At 74.5% G+C, this 18,005-nt stretch carries 15 protein-coding genes and 1 pseudogene; 5 read left to right on the forward strand and 11 right to left on the reverse strand.

Going from position 1 to position 18,005, the window contains the following annotated elements:
- Window positions 1–32: 32 nt before the first annotated feature.
- A complete protein-coding gene (locus tag ACFVGS_RS02560) occupies window positions 33–815 on the forward strand; it encodes an SGNH/GDSL hydrolase family protein (protein WP_385689643.1) in 783 nt (260 codons plus the stop codon).
- Window positions 816–818: 3 nt separating this feature from the next.
- On the opposite strand, the gene ACFVGS_RS02565 is transcribed toward ACFVGS_RS02560, so the two are convergent.
- The 5 genes from ACFVGS_RS02565 to ACFVGS_RS02585 are packed head-to-tail and all read right to left on the reverse strand — an operon-like array spanning window position 819 to window position 6,156.
- Complete coding sequence (locus tag ACFVGS_RS02565) at window positions 819–1,652, reverse strand: ABC transporter ATP-binding protein (RefSeq protein WP_384409756.1); 834 nt, start codon at window positions 1,650–1,652, stop codon at window positions 819–821.
- Window positions 1,649–2,671 (reverse strand): ABC transporter ATP-binding protein, encoded by a 1,023-nt coding sequence (locus ACFVGS_RS02570; protein ID WP_385689646.1) that lies wholly within the window; start codon window positions 2,669–2,671, stop codon window positions 1,649–1,651. The genes ACFVGS_RS02565 and ACFVGS_RS02570 overlap by 4 nt, the downstream gene beginning before the upstream one ends.
- Before the next feature lie 7 nt (window positions 2,672–2,678).
- Window positions 2,679–3,572: an ABC transporter permease gene (locus ACFVGS_RS02575; RefSeq protein WP_385689649.1), complete on the reverse strand. Its 894-nt coding sequence runs from the start codon at window positions 3,570–3,572 to the stop codon at window positions 2,679–2,681.
- Window positions 3,569–4,537 (reverse strand): ABC transporter permease, encoded by a 969-nt coding sequence (locus ACFVGS_RS02580; protein WP_385689652.1) that lies wholly within the window; start codon window positions 4,535–4,537, stop codon window positions 3,569–3,571. Before ACFVGS_RS02580 ends, ACFVGS_RS02575 begins: the two co-directional genes overlap by 4 nt.
- On the reverse strand, window positions 4,537–6,156 hold the full coding sequence (locus ACFVGS_RS02585) for an ABC transporter substrate-binding protein (RefSeq protein WP_385689655.1): 1,620 nt from the start codon (window positions 6,154–6,156) through the stop codon (window positions 4,537–4,539). Before ACFVGS_RS02585 ends, ACFVGS_RS02580 begins: the two co-directional genes overlap by 1 nt.
- A gap of 138 nt (window positions 6,157–6,294) precedes the next feature.
- Between ACFVGS_RS02585 and ACFVGS_RS02590 the strand changes: the two genes are divergently transcribed.
- On the forward strand, window positions 6,295–7,356 hold the full coding sequence (locus ACFVGS_RS02590) for a LacI family DNA-binding transcriptional regulator (RefSeq protein ID WP_385689658.1): 1,062 nt from the start codon (window positions 6,295–6,297) through the stop codon (window positions 7,354–7,356).
- Window positions 7,357–7,473: 117 nt separating this feature from the next.
- On the opposite strand, the gene ACFVGS_RS02595 is transcribed toward ACFVGS_RS02590, so the two are convergent.
- Window positions 7,474–9,108 carry an amidohydrolase gene (locus ACFVGS_RS02595; RefSeq protein ID WP_385689661.1) on the reverse strand — a complete coding sequence of 545 codons (1,635 nt, stop codon included), beginning with the start codon at window positions 9,106–9,108 and terminating at the stop codon, window positions 7,474–7,476.
- 125 nt (window positions 9,109–9,233) lie between these two features.
- Between ACFVGS_RS02595 and ACFVGS_RS02600 the strand changes: the two genes are divergently transcribed.
- Window positions 9,234–9,944, forward strand: coding sequence for a TetR/AcrR family transcriptional regulator (locus ACFVGS_RS02600; RefSeq protein WP_385689664.1), 711 nt, complete (start codon window positions 9,234–9,236; stop codon window positions 9,942–9,944).
- Window positions 9,945–10,091: 147 nt separating this feature from the next.
- Window positions 10,092–11,279: pseudogene (locus ACFVGS_RS02605) on the forward strand (exo-alpha-sialidase); the annotation flags it as partial.
- On the opposite strand, the gene ACFVGS_RS02610 reads toward ACFVGS_RS02605, so the two are convergent.
- From ACFVGS_RS02610 to ACFVGS_RS02630, 5 genes are all read right to left on the reverse strand, one after another.
- Window positions 11,280–11,486, reverse strand: coding sequence for a cold-shock protein (locus tag ACFVGS_RS02610; RefSeq protein ID WP_384409771.1), 207 nt, complete (start codon window positions 11,484–11,486; stop codon window positions 11,280–11,282).
- Between the two features lie 157 nt (window positions 11,487–11,643).
- Window positions 11,644–12,687, reverse strand: coding sequence for a M4 family metallopeptidase (locus ACFVGS_RS02615; RefSeq protein ID WP_384409773.1), 1,044 nt, complete (start codon window positions 12,685–12,687; stop codon window positions 11,644–11,646).
- Between the two features lie 197 nt (window positions 12,688–12,884).
- Complete coding sequence (locus ACFVGS_RS02620) at window positions 12,885–14,186, reverse strand: glycoside hydrolase family 6 protein (protein WP_385689668.1); 1,302 nt, start codon at window positions 14,184–14,186, stop codon at window positions 12,885–12,887.
- 106 nt (window positions 14,187–14,292) lie between these two features.
- Entirely contained in the window at window positions 14,293–15,153 is an 861-nt protein-coding gene (locus ACFVGS_RS02625) for a glycosyltransferase (protein ID WP_384409777.1), read from the reverse strand.
- A gap of 467 nt (window positions 15,154–15,620) precedes the next feature.
- Window positions 15,621–16,949 carry a hydrolytic protein gene (locus ACFVGS_RS02630; RefSeq protein WP_385689671.1) on the reverse strand — a complete coding sequence of 443 codons (1,329 nt, stop codon included), beginning with the start codon at window positions 16,947–16,949 and terminating at the stop codon, window positions 15,621–15,623.
- A 303-nt stretch (window positions 16,950–17,252) separates the two neighbouring features.
- Here ACFVGS_RS02630 and ACFVGS_RS02635 point away from each other — a divergent pair, with 303 nt between their 5' ends.
- Window positions 17,253–17,942 carry a response regulator transcription factor gene (locus ACFVGS_RS02635; protein WP_385689674.1) on the forward strand — a complete coding sequence of 230 codons (690 nt, stop codon included), beginning with the start codon at window positions 17,253–17,255 and terminating at the stop codon, window positions 17,940–17,942.
- Window positions 17,943–18,005: the final 63 nt, after the last annotated feature.

Raw genomic sequence — 18,005 nt, forward strand, 5'->3', positions numbered from 1 at the left:
ATTGGACGGCGTGACCGAGTGAGGGTGGCCCCGTGTATCTGAGGTACGTGGCGCTCGGCGACAGCCAGACCGAGGGCGTCGGCGACGGCGACGACACCCGGGGCCTGCGTGGCTGGGCGGACCGGCTCGCCGAGCTGGCCGCCCGGTCGAACCCGGAGCTCCGCTACGCCAACCTCGCCGTACGGGGCCGGCTCGCCGGTCAGGTACGGGCCGAGCAGCTGGCGCCCGCCCTGGCCCTCCAGCCCGACCTCGCGACGGTCGTCGCGGGCGTCAACGACCTGCTGCGGCCCCGTTTCGACGCCGACGAGGTGGCGGGCCACCTGGAGGCGATGTTCGCGGCGCTCGGCGCCCAGGGCGCCCGGGTCGCGACCCTGACCTTCCCCGACCTCACCCGGCTGATTCCCGCGGCCCGACCCGTCGCGCCCCGGATCAGCGCGCTCAACGACCGGATCCGCGAAGCCGCGGGCCGACACGGCGTCACCGTCCTGGAGACCGCCCACCACCCGGTGGTCACCGACCCGCGCCTCTGGAGCCGCGACCGCCTGCACGCCGCCCCGCCGGGCCACGCGCGGATCGCCGCCGCCTTCGCCGAGACCCTCGGCCTGCCGGGCAGCGACGACTCCTGGGCGCGCCCGCTCCCGCCGCCCGGCACGCGCCCGCCCGGCGGTCTGCGCGCGGCAGGCGCGGAACTGGCCTGGGCGGCGGCGTTCCTCGGCCCCTGGCTCGGCCGGCGGCTCCTCGGCCGCTCGTCCGGCGACGGCCGCGCGGCGAAGCGCCCGCTGCTGACGCCGGTGGCCCCGAGGCCGGCGGCCTGACGGTCACCGCGGGCGGTCGCCGATCGCCGCGCGGGCCCCGGCGATCCGGGCCGGGTCCCAGCCGCGGCGCGGGACGGAGTCCAGCAGCAGGCGGGTGTAGGGGTGGCGTGGCGTGTCGAGGACGCGGTCGGTGGGGCCCGACTCGACGATGCGGCCGTGGCGGAGCACCACAACCTCCTCGGTGATGTGCCGGACGACTCCCAGGTCGTGGGTGACGAAGAGATAGCCCACGCCGGCGTCGCGCCGGATGCCGGCCAGGAGTTCCAGGATCTGCGCCTGGACGGAGACGTCCAGGGCGGCGACGGCCTCGTCGAGGACGAGGACCCGCGGTTCGGCGGCGAGGGCGCGGGCGATCGCCACGCGCTGGCGCTGCCCGCCGGACAGGGCGCGGGGCAGCGCGGCGGCCTCGCGCGGGCCGAGGCCCACCTGGTCGAGGAGTTCGGCGACCCGGGCCTTGCGCGCCGCGGGGCCGAGGCGGAAGTGGAGGCGCAGCACCTCGTCGACGCAGCCGCCGACCGTGACCCGCGGGTCGAGCGAGAGATAGGGGTCCTGGAAGACCATCTGGATCTCGCGGGCCCGCGCGAGCCGTTCGGCCCGGCGCAGGCCCGTGCGGCGGGTGCCGGCGGAGCGGTCCCGGCCGTCGAGGGTGACGGTGCCGGCGTCGGCGCGTTCGAGGCCGACGAGCATGCGGACGGTGGTGGTCTTGCCGCTGCCGGACTCGCCGACGATGCCCAGCGACGAGCCGGGGGCCAGGGCGAACGACACGTCGTCGACGGCGACATGTGCCCCGTACGCCTTGCGCAGTCCGCGCACCACCAGGCCGGAGGTCTCGGTCACGACAGGATCCCTTCGTCGGCGCGGTGGCAGGCGGTGAGCCCGGAGCCGTGCGCGGTGAGCGCGGGCACCTCCTGGGTGCAGCGGGGCTGGGCGTACGGGCACCGGGCGGCGAAGGCACAGCCGGGCGGGACCTCGGCGACGGAGACCGGGCGTCCCGGGATGGGGCGGGGCGCGGGTGCGCCGGGGTCGAGGCGCGGGGTGCAGGAGAGCAGGCCCGCGGTGTAGGGGTGGCGCGGCCGGTCGAAGAGGCCGGTGGTGGCGCCGGTCTCGACGATGCGGCCGGCGTACATGACGTACACCCGGTCGCAGACGGCGGCGGCGAGTTCGAGGTCGTGCGTGACGAAGAGCAGTCCGGTGCCGCGTTCGGCCTGGAGGCGGGTGAGGATCGCGATGATCTCGGCCTGGGTGGTGACGTCGAGTGCGGTCGTGGGCTCGTCGGCGACGACGAGGGCCGGGTCGCCGGCGAGCGCGGCGGCGATGACGACGCGCTGGAGCATGCCGCCGGAGAACTCGTGCGGGCGGCGGCGGAGCGCGCCGCGCGGGTCGCGGATGCCGACGGCGTCGAGGAGTTCCCCGGCGCGCTCGGTGGCCTTGGCGGCGGGGACGCCGGCGGCCCGCAGTCCCTCGGTGAGGAAGTCGCCGACGCGGCGCAGGGGGTTGACGGAGGCGCGCGGGTCCTGGAAGACCATGCCGACGTCGCGGGCGCGGGTCGCGGCGAGGGCGGCGCGGTCCATGGTGAGCACGTCGCGTCCGGCGATCCGCACCGCGCCGGTGACGCGGGCGCGGGCGGGCAGCAGGCCGAGGACGCTGCGGCAGGCGACGGACTTGCCGGAGCCGGACTCGCCGACGAGGCCGACGGTCTCGCCGGGCGCGACGGTCAGCGAGACCCCGTCGAGGAGGGGGCGGGCGGCCCGGTCCTCGGGGAGCCGGAGCGTGAGCCGGTCGATCTCGAGGACGGGTGCGGTGCCGGTGTCCGCGACCGTACCCGTGGGGACGGGCTGGTTGCCGTGGTCGGTCATGGTGTGTTCAGCGCTCCCGCTTCGCGATCCGGTCGGCGAGTCCCTCGCCGACGATGCCGAACGCCACGACGGCGAGGACGATGCAGAAGGACGGCGCGAGCGCGGGCAGCATCGCGCCCTGCTGGATCGCCGACTGGCCTTCGTTGATCATGGCGCCCCAGTCGGCGGCCGGCGGCTGGACGCCGAAGCCGAGGAAGGACAGGGCGGCCAGGTCCATCAGCGCGTAGCCGAAGTTCATCGCCGACTGCGCGAGCACCGTGGGCGCGATGTTGGGCAGGAGGTGGCGCAGGCAGATGGTCCGGCCGGACCAGCCCTGCACGCGGTACGACTCGATGTACGGGCGGGCCTTCTCCTGGCGGGCGATGCCGCGGACGAGCCGTCCGACGTACGGGGTGTAGGCGACGGCCATGGCGACGACGGGCGCGGTCATGCCGGAGCCGGTGACCGCCACCAGCATGATGGCGAGGAGCAGTCCGGGCACGGCGAAGACGAGGTCCATGGAGCGGGAGAGGACCGCGTCGGCCCGTCCGCCGCGCCAGCCGGCGAGGACGCCGAGGCCGGTGCCGAGCACCGTGGAGACGGCGACGACGAGCAGCGGGCCGAGGAGACCGGTGCGGGCGCCGTACAGCAGCCGGGACAGGATGTCGCGGCCGGACTGGTCGGTGCCGAGGAGGTGGTCGCCGCCGGTGCCGACGAGGCTGGCCGTCAGGTCCATGGCCTCGGGGTCGTACGGGGCGAGCAGCGGGGCCAGCGCGGCGACGAGCACGAGGGCCGCGAGGAGCAGCAGGGCGGCGGTGAACAGCGGTCCCTGGCCGCCGAGGGCGCGCAGCCGGCGCAGGCCCGGGCGTCTGCGCGGGGCGGCCGCTGGGCCGGCCGCCCCGGGTCGTGCGGTGAGGGTCATGAGGTGCCTTCCCCGTGGGTGAGCAGGCTGAGCCGGGGGTCGATGAGGGGCGCGAGGAGGTCGACGGCCAGGTTGACGAGGACGAAGGCGGCGACGCTGAGCAGGGTGACGGCCTGGACGACGGCGAAGTCCTTGGCGGTGACGGACTGGACGAGGAGGGAGCCGAGTCCGGGGACGTCGAAGGCGGTCTCGACGATCGAGGTGGTGACGAGGAGGCCGGCGAGCATGGTGCCGCCGACGGTGACGACGGGGCCGAGGCTGTTGCGCAGCACGTGCCGGCGGACGACGGTGCGGCGGGCGACACCGCGGGCGCGGGCCACGTCGACGTGGTCGTGGCCGAGTTCGTCGAGCATCGCGGAGCGGGTGACGCGGGCGAGGAGTCCGGCGAAGGTGGTCGCGAGGGCGAAGGCGGGCAGGGTCAGGTGGTGGAGGCGGTCGGCGAGGCCTTCGGGGGTGCCGCCGGGGCCGGGGAACCAGCCGAGGTTCACGGAGAACAGCGACACCAGGGCGATGGCGCTGACGAACGAGGGCGTGGCGGTGGCGATGCCGGTGCCGATGAGCACGAGCCGGTCGACGACGCCGGGCCGCAGGGCGGCGAGCACGCCGAGGCCGACGCCGCCGACGGTGACGAGCAGGGCCGCGTAGCCGACGAGCAGGAGGGTGCCGCCGAGCCGGGTGCCGAGCAGGGTGGCGACGTCCTGGTGGTACTGGGCGGAGCGGCCGAAGTCGCCGCGCAGGGCGTCGCCGAGCCAGGTGGCGTACTGCACGGCCACCGGGTCGTCGAGGTGGTGCTCCGCGCGCAGCGCGGCCACGGTCTCGGGTGTCGCGGGCCGGCCGTGGAGCAGGAACGAGACCGGGTCGCCGGGGGCGAGGTGGACGGTGGCGAAGACGACGAAGGAGGTGACGAGCAGGACGCCGAGGAGGCCGGCGAGCCGTCCGAGCAGGTAGCGGGCGAGACCGTTCATCAGTGCGCGGCGCCGATCGTCGCGGCCCAGGGGTAGTAGAGCTGGGCGATGCCGGTGGGTGCGCCGGTGATCCTGTCGCCGAGGAAGACGGAGTACGGCGCCTCGTAGACGGGGATGACGGGCAGTTCGCGCACGGCGATCTTCTGGAGTTCGGCGGTCAGGTCGCTGCGGGCGCCGGGGTCGGCGGCGGCGTTGGCCCGGTCGAAGGCGGCGTCGTAGACGGGGTCGGACCAGTTGCCGTAGTTCCCGAAGTCGCCGGTGCGCAGGTACTGGTAGAACTCCAGCGGGTCGGGCGTGTTGTCGTAGCCGTTGGTGATGACGAGGTCGAGTCCCTTGCGGGCGTTCGGGTCGACGAAGATGCTGCTGTACGCCTCGGGGGCGACGGCCTTGAGCCGGACGTCGAGCCCGATCTGACGGCCGGCCGCCTGGACGGCGTTGGCGACGACGCTGATCTCGGGGGCGAGCGTACTGGTCACCAGGGTGACCTTCTTGCCGTGGGCGCCGGCCTGGTCGATCAGGTCCTTGGCGGCGGCGACGTCGTGGACGGGATCGGGCAGTTCCTCGAAGTAGCGGTCGGTGCGCTCCGGGGTGAGGGCCCAGGCGCCGCGGGCGGTGGGGGCCTTGGCGGGGACGCCGACGCCGCCGGCGGCGGCCTTGACGATGTTCTCGCGGTCCAGGGCCATGGACAGCGCCTTGCGGACCCGGAGGTCGCCGAGGGTGCCCTTGAAGTCGAGGACGGCGAGGTTGGCGGCGGCGGTGTTGGGGCCGAAGTACACCTTGCCCCTGCTGCCGGCCCGCAGCTGGGCGAGGGAGGTCGAGGGGACCATGTAGCCGCCGTCGGCGGTGCCGGAGAGGAAGGTGTTGGTGCGGGCGGCGGGGTCCTCGACGAAGGTGAAGCGGACGCTGTCGGTCTTCGGCGTGAGCTTCTCGTCCCAGTAGCCGGGGTGCTTCTTGAGGGTGATGGACTCGCCCTGCTGCCAGGTGTCCAGGGCGTACGGGCCGGTGCAGTTGATCCTGCCGCCGGGGACGCCGTACTCCTTGCCGGCCTTGGCGAGGAAGGCGGCGCTCTCGATAGTGCCGGGCGAGGCGGCCATGAGTTCGTTCAGGAGGACGTCGGGCCTGGTGAGCCGGAGGGTGACCTCCAGGGGGCCGGTCTTCTCGATCGCCTCGACGTTCTTGAAGGCGGAGCCCCACGGTGAGCCGGTGGCGGGGTCCGTCTGGCGCTTGAGGGAGGCGACGACGTCGTCGGCGGTCATGACCGTGCCGTCGTGGAAGGTGACACCGGACCGCAGGGTGTAGACCCAGACGTCGGGCTGGGGGTTGTCCCACTTCACGGCGAGTCCGGGCTCGATCCTCAGGTCGGGGGTGACCCGGAGGAGCTGTTCGCAGACGTTCGCGAGGACGGTGTTGGGCGGGTAGTCGAAGGCCTGGGCGTAGTCGAGCGTGTACGGCTCCGCGTAGAGCGACCAGGTGAGGGAGGACAGCGGTCCCTTCGCCGCCGGGCTCAGCGGGGTGACGGTGTAGTCAGCGGCGCCGCCGGCGGGCCGGGTGGCGCCGGAGCAGGCGGTGGCGAGGGCGGCGGTACAGGCGACGGCGGCGAGGAGTCTGGGCGTGCGCAAGGAGACCCACCCCTTTACGGGTGTAGTGACGGGGGCTGGTGGGGGGAGGAATGGAGCGAGTATTGATGCGGGAACGTTCCCGCACAAGGGTCTGCGGGAACGGTTTTGCAGAGGTCAGCGAGATGGCAGCATCGGACCGTGACCACACGCGAACGGCCCGAAGGGCATGACGGACAGAGCCGCGGCCGGGCGGCCGCGCCCCGGGTACGGCTCGTCGACGTCGCCCGCGAGGCGGGCCTCTCGAAGACGACCGTGTCGGCGGCGCTCAACGGCACGGGGCGGCTCTCCCCCGCCGTGCGGGAGAAGGCGGTCGAGACCGCGCGCCGCATGGGCTACCGGCCCAACGCCACCGCACGCCAGCTGCGCGCCGGGCGGGCCCGGCTGATCGGCTACGTGGTCGGCGAGTTCGCCGGCGAGCCCTGGACGTACCTCGACTCGCCCTACTTCGCGCAGCTCACCGGCGCGACGGCCGCCGCCGCACTGCGGCACGGGTACGCCCTGGTGATGCTGCCGGCGGGAACGCTGCAGCGGGAATGGGCGGACCTGCCGCTCGAGGCGGTCATCGTGGCCGACCCCGTCGAGGGCGACCCGCTGGTGGAGGACCTCCTGGCCGCCCGGATCCCGGTGTTCAGCGACGCGTCGGTGGCGGACCGCCCGGGAGCGCACTGGGTCGACGTGGACACCGGCGCGGCGGTACGGGAGTCACTCGACCACCTGCGGGAGGGCGGGGCCGGGCGGCCCGCGCTCGTCCTGCCGGACAGCACGACCCGCTTCCACCGCGAGGTGCTCGCGGCGTACCGCGACTGGTGCGCGCGGCACGGTGCGGACGACCTGGTCACGCTGGTCGGGGAACCCGGGAACGGCCCCGCGGTCCGGGCGGTCGAGCAGGCCCTGAAGACCGAGCCGCGCCCGGACGGGCTCTTCGTCGTCGCCGAGGCGAGCCCGCCGCTGCTCATGGACGCGGCGCGCCGGCTCGGCCTGGCGGTCCCGGGCGACGTACGGGTGGTCTGCGTCAGCGAGGACGAGTCCGCCGCCCACGCCGACCCGCCGGTCAGCACGCTGAGCCTGCGCCCGGCGGACGTCGCCGAGGAGGGCATCGCCCTGCTGGTCTCCGCCCTGGAGGGCGGTGGCAGCACCCCCGCGGGAGTGCTGCTCACCGCCCGGCTCCAGGTGCGGGCCTCGTCCGGTCATCAGAGCTGACCTCCAGGTCACGGTTCATGGCGTGCGCCCGCACCCACGTGGGCGGACACGAGGGGCAGGCCCCGGCCCCACCGCCCACGGGCTGAGGGCGACTTCCGGTGGCCGGGCGCCCGCCGGTCAGGACGCGTACACGCGCTCCCCGCCGACGAACGTCTGCTCCACCGTGGCCGAGGCGATCTCCTCGGGCGGACCGGTGAGGATGTCCCGGTCGAGCACGACGAGGTCGGCGAGGTGGCCGGCCCGCAGGCTGCCCGCGTCGTCGTGCCCGTTCACATGGGCGGAGCCGGCCGTGTAGGCGGCCAGAGCCGTGGTGAGGTCGAGCCGCTGCCCGGGCAGGAAGACCCGCCCGTCGGTGGCCCCCGGCTCGGCGCGGTTGACCGCGACGTGGAGCCCGGCGAGCGGGTCGGGGCTGCTGACCGGCCAGTCGCTGCCGGCCACCAGGGTCGCCCCGGCCCGCACCAGGTCGCCGAACGGGTACTGCCAGGCGGCGCGTTCGGGCCCGAGGAAGGGAATGGTCAGCTCGTCCATCTGCGGTTCGTGCGCGGCCCACAGCGGCTGGATGTTGGCGAGCGCACCGAGCCGGGCGAAGCGCGGGATGTCGTCGGGGTGCACGACCTGGAGGTGGGCCAGGTGGTGGCGGTTGCCGCGGCGGCCGTTGGCGGCGACGGCGGCCTCGATCGCGTCCAGGGCCTCCCGTACGGCACGGTCGCCCAGCGCGTGGAAATGGACCTGGAAGTCGAGGGCGTCGAGCTCGGTGACGTAGCCGCGCAGCGCCTCGGGATCGACGAAGCTCATCCCGGTGTTGGCGGTGGCGCAGCCGCAGCCGTCGAGGTAGGGGCTGGTCATGGCGGCGGTGAAGTTCTCGGCGATGCCGTCCTGCATGATCTTGACCGATCCGGCGCGGAACCGGCCGTGGCTCAGCTTCTCGCGCTGGGCGACGAGTTCGGGCAGCTGGTCGGCACCGCGGAGGCGCTCCCACCACAGTGCGCCGGTGACGCGGGCGGTCAGGGTGCCGTCCAGGGCGGCGGCGACGTACGCGTCGGACGGGTCGGGCTTGCCGCTGAACTCCCCGAGCAGGGCGTCCTGCCAGCCGGTGATGCCCAGCGAGTGCAGCAGGGCCTGGGCGCGGAGCAGGCCGGCGACCCGGTCGGCGGTGGTGCTCGGCGGGACGAGCCGCGAGACCAGGGCAGAGGCGCCCTCCTGGAGCACGCCGGTGGGCACGCCGTCGGCGTCGCGCTCGATCCGGCCGTCGACCGGATCGGCGGTGTCGGCGGTGATCCCGGCGAGCTCGAGGGCGCGGGAGTTGACCCAGGAGCCGTGGTGGTCGCGGTTGACCAGGCAGACGGGCCGGTCGGCGACGACCGAGTCGAGCAACTGCCGGGTGGGCAGACCGCCTTCGAAGCTCTCCATGGACCAGCCGCCGCCGGTGATCCACTCGTGGTCGGGGTGTGCGGCGGCGAACTCGGCGATGATCGTGCGGTATTCGTCTACGCCCGTCGTCCCGCTGAGGTCGCACTCGGCGAGTTCCACGCCTCCGTACACCGCGTGGATGTGCGCGTCCTGGAAGCCGGGAATCAGCAACTTCCCCTTCAGGTCCACGACTTCGGTCCGGGGACCGATGAGGTCGCGCACCTCGTCGTGACCGACGGCGGTGATCCGCTCGCCGACCACGGCGAGGGAGCCGGCCCGGGTGCGGGCCGGGTCGCCGGTGAAGACGGGACCACCGGTGAAGACCAGGTCGGCCGTGCTCATCTGCGTACTCCTGGAGGGTCTAGGGAGCCGGCGCGGACGGCCGGTACGAGGTGCGTCATGCAACCTCCGCCGTCACCTGAACGTCAAGGCTGTTGTCGTAAGGCTCCCGCCGATAGGGTCCGGCCATGGCAGAACGAGTGGTTCCGGAGCACCGGCGGCAGCGCCGCCGCCCCACCAAGCAGGGCACCGTGCTCTCCGAGCGGATGATCGTCGAGACCGCCCTGCGCCTGGTCGCCCAGCACGGTGCGGACGCGCTGTCCGTACGACGCCTCGGCGCCGCCCTGGGCGCGGACCCCAGCGCGGTCTACCGCTACTTCCGCAACACCGACGACCTGCTCCTCGCCCTCGCCGACGAGATGGTGGGGCGGGCGCAGGCGGGCTGGCGGGCAACCGGCGAATGGCGGGCCGACCTGCGCGAGATCGCGCTGCGCATCCATGCCGCGTACCTGGCGAACCCGCAGGTGGCGGCGCTCGCCGCGCACCGCACGACCGGCCGCGAGCACGAGACGCGGGCCGTGGAGTCGATCCTCGGAGTGCTGCGCAGGGCGGGCTTCCCGGACGCGGAGGCGGTGCGGATCTACCACGCCTTCGTGGACCAGGCGCTGGCCTTCGCCGCCCTGGACGCCGCCGCGCTCGCACTGCCGGAACCGGCCCGGCTCGCGGACGAGCAGGTGTGGCACGCGGCGTACGGCAGGCTCTCGGCCGACACCCATCCGCATGTCGCGGCGACGTTCCCGCTGCTGGCCGCGGACATGCGGGACAGCGGGCACCCGTTCGCGCTGGAGCTGCTGCTCGACGCGGTGGGCGCGCGGCTGGCGGCGCACGGCCGGGGCTGAGACTCGGCGCACGGCCGGGGCCGGGCTTCGGCAGCTGACGCGGCGAGACCTGCGCGAGCGACCCGTTCACCCCGGCTTCGCCCGCCGACTTCCCTCCGGTCGGCGGATGTTGGGGGTACCGACGTCCTGTCCGTGTGCGGTGTCCGCATGCGACGGTGGCGGTGGGGTGGCGTGCCGGCGGTGGCCGGTCTGGTGCTGGGCGCGGTGGCGGCGGACGCCCCGGCGGGCACGCCCGGGTGCACCTCCTCGGTGCCGTACGTCTCCGGTACCGGCGGCTACGCGGTCTACCGCATACCGGCCGTCGTCCGCACCCCGGCCGGGACGCTGCTCGCCTTCGCCGAGGGCCGGGTGCACGGCGCGGGCGACTCGGGCGCCGTGGACCTCGTGCTCCGGCGCTCCGCGGACGGCGGCTGCACCTGGGGCCCGTTGGCGGTCGTCGCGCCCGGCCGCGGCGACACCCGGGGCAACCCGGCACCGGTGGTCGATCCGCGCAGCGGTGACGTGGTCCTGCTCTCCTCGGGCAACGACGGCGACGTGACCGAACGCGCGGTGCTCCAGGGCACGGTGGGTCCCGAACGGGGCCGGCGGGTGTACGTGCAGCGCAGTGCGGACGACGGGCACAGCTTCTCCGCGCCCCGGGACATCACGTCCTCGGTGAAGCGGGACGGCTGGCGCTGGTACGCCACGGGACCCGGCCACGCGATCGCGCTCACCCACGGCCGCCACGCCGGCCGGCTCGTCGTCCCCGCCAACCACTCGGCCGCGCCTCCGCCCGGCTCGCCCGACACCGGGCGCGAGCCGCGCTACTACGGCGCCCACGCCCTGTACAGCGACGACGGCGGTCACCACTGGCGCATCGGCTACGCCGACGCGTCGTACGAGGGCACGGTCAACACCAACGAGTCCACGGTGGCCGAACTCGCCGACGGCGGCCTCTACTTCAGCGCCCGCGACCAGCACGGCTCCGGCCCGGGCAACCGCGCCGACGCCCGGTCGGCCGACGGCGGTGCCACGCTCGACCGGCCCTACGCGCCCACGCCCGGCCTGGCCGACGTGCCGGTCGTGCAGGGCAGCCTGCTGTCCGTGCCGGGGCGGCCCGGCCTGCTGCTCCTCTCCGCTCCCTCCGTCCCCGACCGCCGCGCCGCGGCGGCCCTGTGGACCAGCACCGACGGCGGCCGGACCGTCGTCCGCGCGCTCACGCTCTCGTCCCGTCCGGCCGCGTACTCGGACCTGGTGCGGGCGGACGCGGGCACGGTCGGCGTGCTGTACGAGACGGGGGTGGCCGGCCCGTACGAGTCGATCGTCTTCCGCCGCGTCCCGCTGTCCCTGCTCGGGTCAGGGACGGATCTGCTGGGCCTCGAACCGGCCGTCACCGAGGACGAGGACGAAGGAGACCTGCTGGCCCTCGGACAGGGCGTGGCCGCCCTCGATGTCGTCGGTGCGGAAGAAGACGGGTTCCTCGGAGTTGAGCGGTAGGACGAAGCCGTATCCGGCCGCCCGGTCGAAGGACGTGACGAAGCCGACGCTCCTGCCGGTCTCCATGAGGGGGCTCCTTTCCGTCGCGAGGGGGTGTCTGTACTCGATACCCCCTGCGCCGTCCGGGATCCCACCGGGGCGGCCGGCGGGTCACCCGCCGGGCCGAACCCGGGGCATCCGCCGGCGGGTGCCCGGTTCGGCACCCGCCGGCTCAGGGCCGTCCTCAGACCCCCGGGATCTCGCGGGCCCGGAAGGCGTCGCGGACCGCGTCCGCCGCGCCCTGCCCGTACATGGCGCGCGCCGTGGCGATCGTCTTCGCCGCGGCGTCCGCGAAGGAGGTGTCGGGAGCGAAGCCGAACTGGGCGTTCACGATGATCCGGTCGGCGGTCCTGGCGCCGAGCGCGCCGCGGATGTCCCACAGCGCCCGGGACCAGATCTCGCCGTCGGCGTGCACCTCACCGGTCCGGTCGGAATAGACCTTGTCGCCGTCGACCGTGCGCAGGCAGTGTGGGGCCCTGCTGTACGAGACGGAGTCCCAGTCGGCCACGCAGGCGGGGTTCGCCTTCACCGGCCAGCCGTGGCGGGCGGCCGCGGCGTTGCCGACCTCGACGGCCAGGTAGTCGCCGAAGGCCTCGCCGATCGCACCGGCCTCGGCCGAGGTCCCGAAGCCGGGAACCTGGGCCTCGTGCACGGCGTGCCCGTACTCGTGCACGATCACCTCGGCGTCCTCGGCGTCGTCGACGCCGCCCTTGCCGAAGCGGATCTCGTCCTTCTTGTCGGTGAAGAAGGAGTTGTCCGAGCCCCACTGGTTGATGCGCACGGGCTGCGCGCGGTCGTTGGCGCCGGGCAGTTCGCTGCCGAAGCCGAGTCCCTGCAGGTACTCCTGGGCCTCGTTGACCCAGAAGTACGCCATGACCTGCTCGAACTGGTCGTCGCCGCGGTCGTACGAGCCGGCCTCGGCGGTCTTCGCCGAGGCGCCCGTGTCGGAACGGACGTACGCCCAGCGGCCGGAGAGCCCTCCGCTGCCGTCGAGACCGCGGAGTTCCACGGTGGTGTACGCCGAGCCGGGCACCGCGCCGGCGGCGTCCTTGGCGTCGGCGAGCGACTGGTCGCCCGTGGACTGCACGGGGTTGACCATGAAGACACGGGCCTGCGGTCCGGCGGCGACGGGGGTGGTCCCCGAGGCCGAGGCCGAGCCGGCCGGAGCGATCAGCGCCACGGTGGCGGTGGCCGCGGCGATCAGGCCGCGGGATGTGCGGCGAGCCATCAACGTCCTCCCGGTAGGGGATGCGAAGGAGAGGGGGGGTGGTGTGGTGCGGGCGTGATCATCGCGCAGGGCGGGGCCCCGCGTCGAGAGCCCGTTCGAAGAAGGCCGCGACGCGAGGGCGGCTTGAGGGCGACGTGCCCGTGGCCCTCCGAGGCCCTTGGAGGGCCGCCGGCGGGCCACGGGGAAGGCCCGGTGTCTCAGGGCAGGAGGGCGGGTTCGGCGTTGCGGGCCAGGGCGTGGGCGAAGTCCGGCCACCAGGCGCCGGCGGGCGGGTCGACGACCCCGTACACCGGGTCGACGGGACCGGGCGTGCCGCGCGTGCAGCTGCCGTCGGAGTCGCCGATCGTCTTCACGTACAGGTACGCGTCGACGAGGGGCAGGCCGGTGTCGGCGGTCGGGCGCGGGCCCATGCCGCGGCCCGGCGGGTTGCACCAGGTCTCCGGGTCGGCGTAGGTGCCGGCGGCGGGCTGCCAGGGGCCGCGGCCGTTGCGGCTGGTGTCGACGACGAAGTGGGCGAGCTCGGTGGTGGAGGGCTGCCCGGCCGACTGGGCGTACCAGGCGTCGGTCCAGTGCCAGGTGGTCGGGTCGTCGGCGGAGACCGCGTTGCCCGGGCGGCCGTCGTTCGGGGCGGCGGCGGAGTAGTACTGGCTCGCGCACCAGTCGGTGTGGCCGCGGCCCCACTCCGGGCCCTCGGTGGCGAACCAGACGCACTGGGAGACCCAGGTGCCGTAGCGGGTCTGGTGGTCGGTGGGCTGGAAGTTGGACACGTTGAGCGAGAAGCCGTCGGCGCGGGCCACGCCCGCGTCGATGAGCCGCCGTGCCATGTCGCCGACGGCACGCCACTGGCTGTTGCCGGCGTCGAGGTAGACGGCCGTGCCGGGCCGCTGCTTGAGGGTGGTCACGGCGAAGCCGAGGTCGGCGAGGCGGGCGGCGGTCAGCTCACCGGTGGGGTCGACCGAGCCCGCGCAGTCCTTGGGCAGGGCGGCGAGGCCGTCGGGCTCCAGGACCACGACGGCCGGGGCGTCCCCGACGCCCTCGGCGAGCGCGGTGATCCACTCCCGGTAGGCGGCGGAGGACGTGGCGCCGCCGCCGGAGTAGAGGCCGCAGTCACGACCGGGCACGTTGTACGCGACGAGCACCGGCACCTGCCCGGCGGCGCCGGCCCGTGCGACGAGGGCGGCGGCGTCCGCGCGGACCTCCGCGGGCGTGCCTCCGGTGAACCAGGCGGCCTGCGGCAGGCCCGCGAGCCGGGTCATGTTCGCCGCGTCGTCCGTGTCGCCGGCGGCGGCGTCCACGGCCGCCTGCCGTGCGGCCCCGCTGTCGGGGTCCACGTAGAACCGGGTCGCGGGCGTGAGCGGCCCGGCGTCCGCCGCCGCCACCGCCGCCGTGCGCTCCTCGGCGCGGGCCGTCGGCACGACGGTGCCCGTCCAGGCGGTGCAGACGGCGAGCGCGAGCGCCGCCGGCGCGGCGGCGCGTCGCCCCGGGATCCGGTAGGTCATGAGTGGCCCTCTCTCGGCGTGATCATGTGCAGCCTAGGCACCGTCGATCACGCGCGGGGCCGGAACGGCCGGATCCCTCGGGTCGCCTCCGGCCCGGGCCGACCGCTCACTGCCGGCTGCTCTCGTCCCTGAGCCAGGTGTCGAAGTCTCCCGCCGCGACCGCCTTGCGCGCGCCCCTGCGCGCGGCGAGCGCAGCCGAGAGGAAGACGGCCATGGCGGGGAGCAGGGTCGGGTCCGCGCGCAGCAGGGCGCGCAGGTCCGAGATCCCGGTCCGGGCGGAGGGCTGCGGGGTTCCGGCGGCGGAGGCGGCGCCCTGATGGGCCTCCAGCTGGGCCGTCGACGTCGCCGCCCTGATCCTGCGGCGGATCAGGTCCGGCCAGGTGCGGGGCGGACGGACGACGACGCGGGCAGCGGGGATCACCGCCCGTTCCGTCGGCGCGAAGGCGAGGGAGGCGGCCAGGTCGTCGGCCATCAGCGGCGGGAGCGCGGCGAGCCGGGCGTGGCCCTCGGCCGACATGGCGATCACTCCGCGCCCGAACAGGCCGTCGCGTACCGCCGGAAGCCGCTGCCAGACGCGGTAGTAGGCGCGCACCCGCCAGGAGCAGCCCGTCATCGGGAGCTCGCGCGCGGGCGCGGCGGCGAGCACGGCGCCGGGTCCGGAGAGCGCCGCGCTCAGGGCGCGTACGTCGGCGGCGCCGAGTTCGACGTCGGCGTCCACGTACAGCCGGGGAAAGCCCTCGGCGTGCCGGTCGCCGAGGCGCAGCGCCTCGTGCTTGGACGGGACGGGCGTCTCGACGACGCGGACCCGCGGGCCGCGCGCGGCGGCGACGGCGGCGGTGTCGTCCGTACAGCCGTTGCACACGACGAGGATGTCGAACTCCCGCTCCGCGGCGCCTTCCAGAAGGCGGTCCAGGAGCCGGCCGAGGGTGCGCTCCTCGTTGTGGGCGGGGATCACGATGCTGGGCACCGGGCCAGTATGACCACGGCGTACCGCTCCAAGAGGCCCTTTCCGGCAAGGGAGTTCATTCGCTCCGGCTCACTTCGGATCCCCCGCGGCTCGCTTCGACTCGCTTCAGCTCGCTTCAAGGGAGTCGGCGTCCTTGCGGTGACGCGACGAGGAAGCGGTTCGCGGCGTCGGTGGCAGCGCCGCTGACGGGCCGACAGGTGCGACAGGAGCGACAAGTCCGACAGTCCTGACGAGCCCGACGGGTCGGGGCGCGACGGACGAAGGCACGCGATCCGGCCTTCCTGTTTCGCGTGCCGGACGGGAAACGGCGGACCGAAGTCCGCCGTTTTGACGTTTTTCCGTACGAACACATGTCCGCAAACCGGACAGCTCCTCGCACCAGGTGGCCGTCGCCTTCTGGACAGCGCGGTTGCGTGCGGCTTGCATGTTTACGGATCCGGCTCCGAGGATGGGCCGTGCCGCCCGGTTCACCTGAGGTCGCTGAGCACTCCGCTCACGTTCAGGACCTCGTGGCACTTCTGCGCCTGCCGCCCGGTGGCCGGGGTGCCCGGCTTCGCACAGGTCACCTGGATGGTCACGGTCTGGTTCTCGACGATCCTGATGGGGGTGACCCAGTGGTAGTCCTGGTTGCGGAAGGTCTCCAGCGCGATCGTCGTGATCTTCCGGTCGCCGAAGGCGATGGTCATCACGCCCTCGTCCCCTTGGAAGTTGGCGACAACGATGTCCGTGATACCGAACGCCTTGTCCTTCGGCACGGTGTAGGTGCCGGTCTCGGTCCGGCCGCCGGAGGTCTCCAGGTCGATCGTGGTCGAGCCCTGCTGCCCGCCGCCGGAAGCGGAACCGGTGGCGCTGCCGGTGCCCGTGCCGTCACCGGCGCCGTTTCCGCCCGGCCCCTGCCCGGTGCCGCCAGGACGCCTGCCCTCGCCGGTCCCGGTGGAGGGCGGCGCGCTCGGCTCGGCGCTGGGGGCCGGCCGCTTCTGGACGAGTTCGTCGGCGGCCTCCTTGGCGGTGCTGCGCACCGCCGGGCGGACCAGGGCGAACCAGGCGATCAGCAGCGCGAGCAGCGCCGCCAGGACCGCGAGCAGCCACCTCGGGAAAATCGGGATCTGGACGAACTCCGCGTCCAGCGGTGCCCGGACGAGAGCCGGGTCCTGCGCCTCCCCGGTGTCCCGCTCCTCGGTCACGTCCAGGGTGAAGGGCCAGGTGACCGGCGTTCCGAACCACACGGGCCGGCCCGTACGCACCCGCAGCCCCACCTCGGCGGACTCCCCCGGCTCGAGCGACCGGTCGGCGGGCTTGAAGTCGAACTTCAGCTCCTCGCCCGGCTGTCCGGCCGTGAAGCCCAGTCGTACGGGCGCGTTGCCTTCGTTGCGCACCGCGAGCCGGTAACGCCCGCGGAGCCAGCCGCGGCGGCGGCGCGGGGCGACGGCGGTGCGCAGTTCCCGGAACTCCTCGACGTGCACGACGGTCTCGGGGACCCGCACCGCCTCGGGGTGCTCGGTGGGCAGCACGCGTACGGCGAGGGGCAGGTCACCGGCCCGCACCTGCGGGGAACGCGGCGGCGCCAGCCGGATCGTCACCGTCTCGGAGGTGCCCGGATACAGCGAGACCCGCTCGGGTTCGACCGTCGTCCAGGCGGCGCAGTCGCCGACCACCTCCAGGCCGTACGCCTCGACGATGTCACCGTCGTTGCGCACGGTCAGGCTGGTGGTCGCGGTGCCGCCCGGCGTCACGGACACCCGCGGGATGTCGGGCGCGGGCGCGCCAGGGCTGGAAGAGGCTGCTGGGGACGTCACCCCTCGACGCTAGCGACGGCGCACCGGGCGCCGGAACGGACCGGAGGGCAACGCACCGGGCAACGGCGGTGCCCCGTAGGCCCGGCCGTGTTCCGGCCCGGCTCCGCGCGCGGAACTCTCCCGGCCCGTTCCGCATCTCCCCAAGGCCCGTCCGACTCCGCATCCGCATCTCCCTGGAACCCGTCCGGCTCCGCATCCGCATCTCCCTGGAGCCCGTCCGGCTCCGCATCTCCTCAGCGCCCGGTCGGCTCCGGTCCGCCGGACACCCCGGCCCCCCACATGTCTCATCGAACAGGAACGCACATGACACAGGCTCAGCAGGGCGACACCATCTCCTCGTCCGGCACGGTGACACCGCCCCGCGCGGGGCGGCGGATCTCGGTGGCGGTGTACGCCGCCGATCCGGTGCTCCACGTCGGCGTGGTCCATCAGCTGCGCCAGCGCCCGGAACTCGAACTCGTCGTCGAGGGGCGCCCGGAGGGCGCCCAGGTGTCGCTGGTGGCCGTGGACAGCGTGGACGACGAGACCGTGGCGCTGCTGCGACGGCTGCGGCAGGACCCGCGCACCTCCACCGGCCTGGTGGTCGGCACCTTCGAGTCGGGGGACGCCCTGCAGCGGGCCATCGAGTGCGGGGTCACGGCGGTGCTGCGGCGCGCCGAGGCGGACCAGGACCGGCTGTTACGGCTGGTGCTCGCGATGGCGAAGGGCGAGGGAGTGCTGCCGGGCGATCTGCTCGCCCGCCTGCTGCAGCACGTCGGCAGCCTGCAGCGAGCGGCGCTCGACCCGCACGCCTCCTCGTTGTCCACGCTCACGGCGCGCGAGGCCGACATGCTGCGGCTGGTGTCGGAGGGCCTGGACACCGCCGAGATCGCGCGGAAGACCTCGTACTCCGAACGGACCGTCAAGAACGTGCTGCACGAGGTGATCACGCGACTGCAGCTGCGCAACCGCACGCACGCCGTCGGCTTCGCCCTGCGCAACGGTCTGATCTGAGCGACGACGCCGGCGGCGGCGACGGCCACGGAGACGACGACTGCGACGGCCATGGCGAAGGCG

It is taken from the genome of Streptomyces sp. NPDC127114 (assembly GCF_042677525.1).
Classification (GTDB): domain Bacteria; phylum Actinomycetota; class Actinomycetes; order Streptomycetales; family Streptomycetaceae; genus Streptomyces.

Bases quoted from the DNA above. Each gene is read 5' to 3' on its own strand.
- ACFVGS_RS02610 (WP_384409771.1), bottom strand. From the start codon at position 11,486: ATGGAGACCGGCAGGAGCGTCGGCTTCGTCACGTCCTTCGACCGGGCG.
- ACFVGS_RS02620 (WP_385689668.1), bottom strand. From the start codon at position 14,186: ATGACCTACCGGATCCCGGGGCGACGCGCCGCCGCGCCGGCGGCGCTC.
- ACFVGS_RS02580 (WP_385689652.1), bottom strand. From the start codon at position 4,537: ATGAACGGTCTCGCCCGCTACCTGCTCGGACGGCTCGCCGGCCTCCTC.
- ACFVGS_RS02615 (WP_384409773.1), bottom strand. From the start codon at position 12,687: ATGGCTCGCCGCACATCCCGCGGCCTGATCGCCGCGGCCACCGCCACC.
- ACFVGS_RS02600 (WP_385689664.1), top strand. From the start codon at position 9,234: ATGGCAGAACGAGTGGTTCCGGAGCACCGGCGGCAGCGCCGCCGCCCC.
- ACFVGS_RS02570 (WP_385689646.1), bottom strand. From the start codon at position 2,671: ATGACCGACCACGGCAACCAGCCCGTCCCCACGGGTACGGTCGCGGAC.
- ACFVGS_RS02575 (WP_385689649.1), bottom strand. From the start codon at position 3,572: ATGACCCTCACCGCACGACCCGGGGCGGCCGGCCCAGCGGCCGCCCCG.
- ACFVGS_RS02595 (WP_385689661.1), bottom strand. From the start codon at position 9,108: ATGAGCACGGCCGACCTGGTCTTCACCGGTGGTCCCGTCTTCACCGGC.
- ACFVGS_RS02635 (WP_385689674.1), top strand. From the start codon at position 17,253: ATGACACAGGCTCAGCAGGGCGACACCATCTCCTCGTCCGGCACGGTG.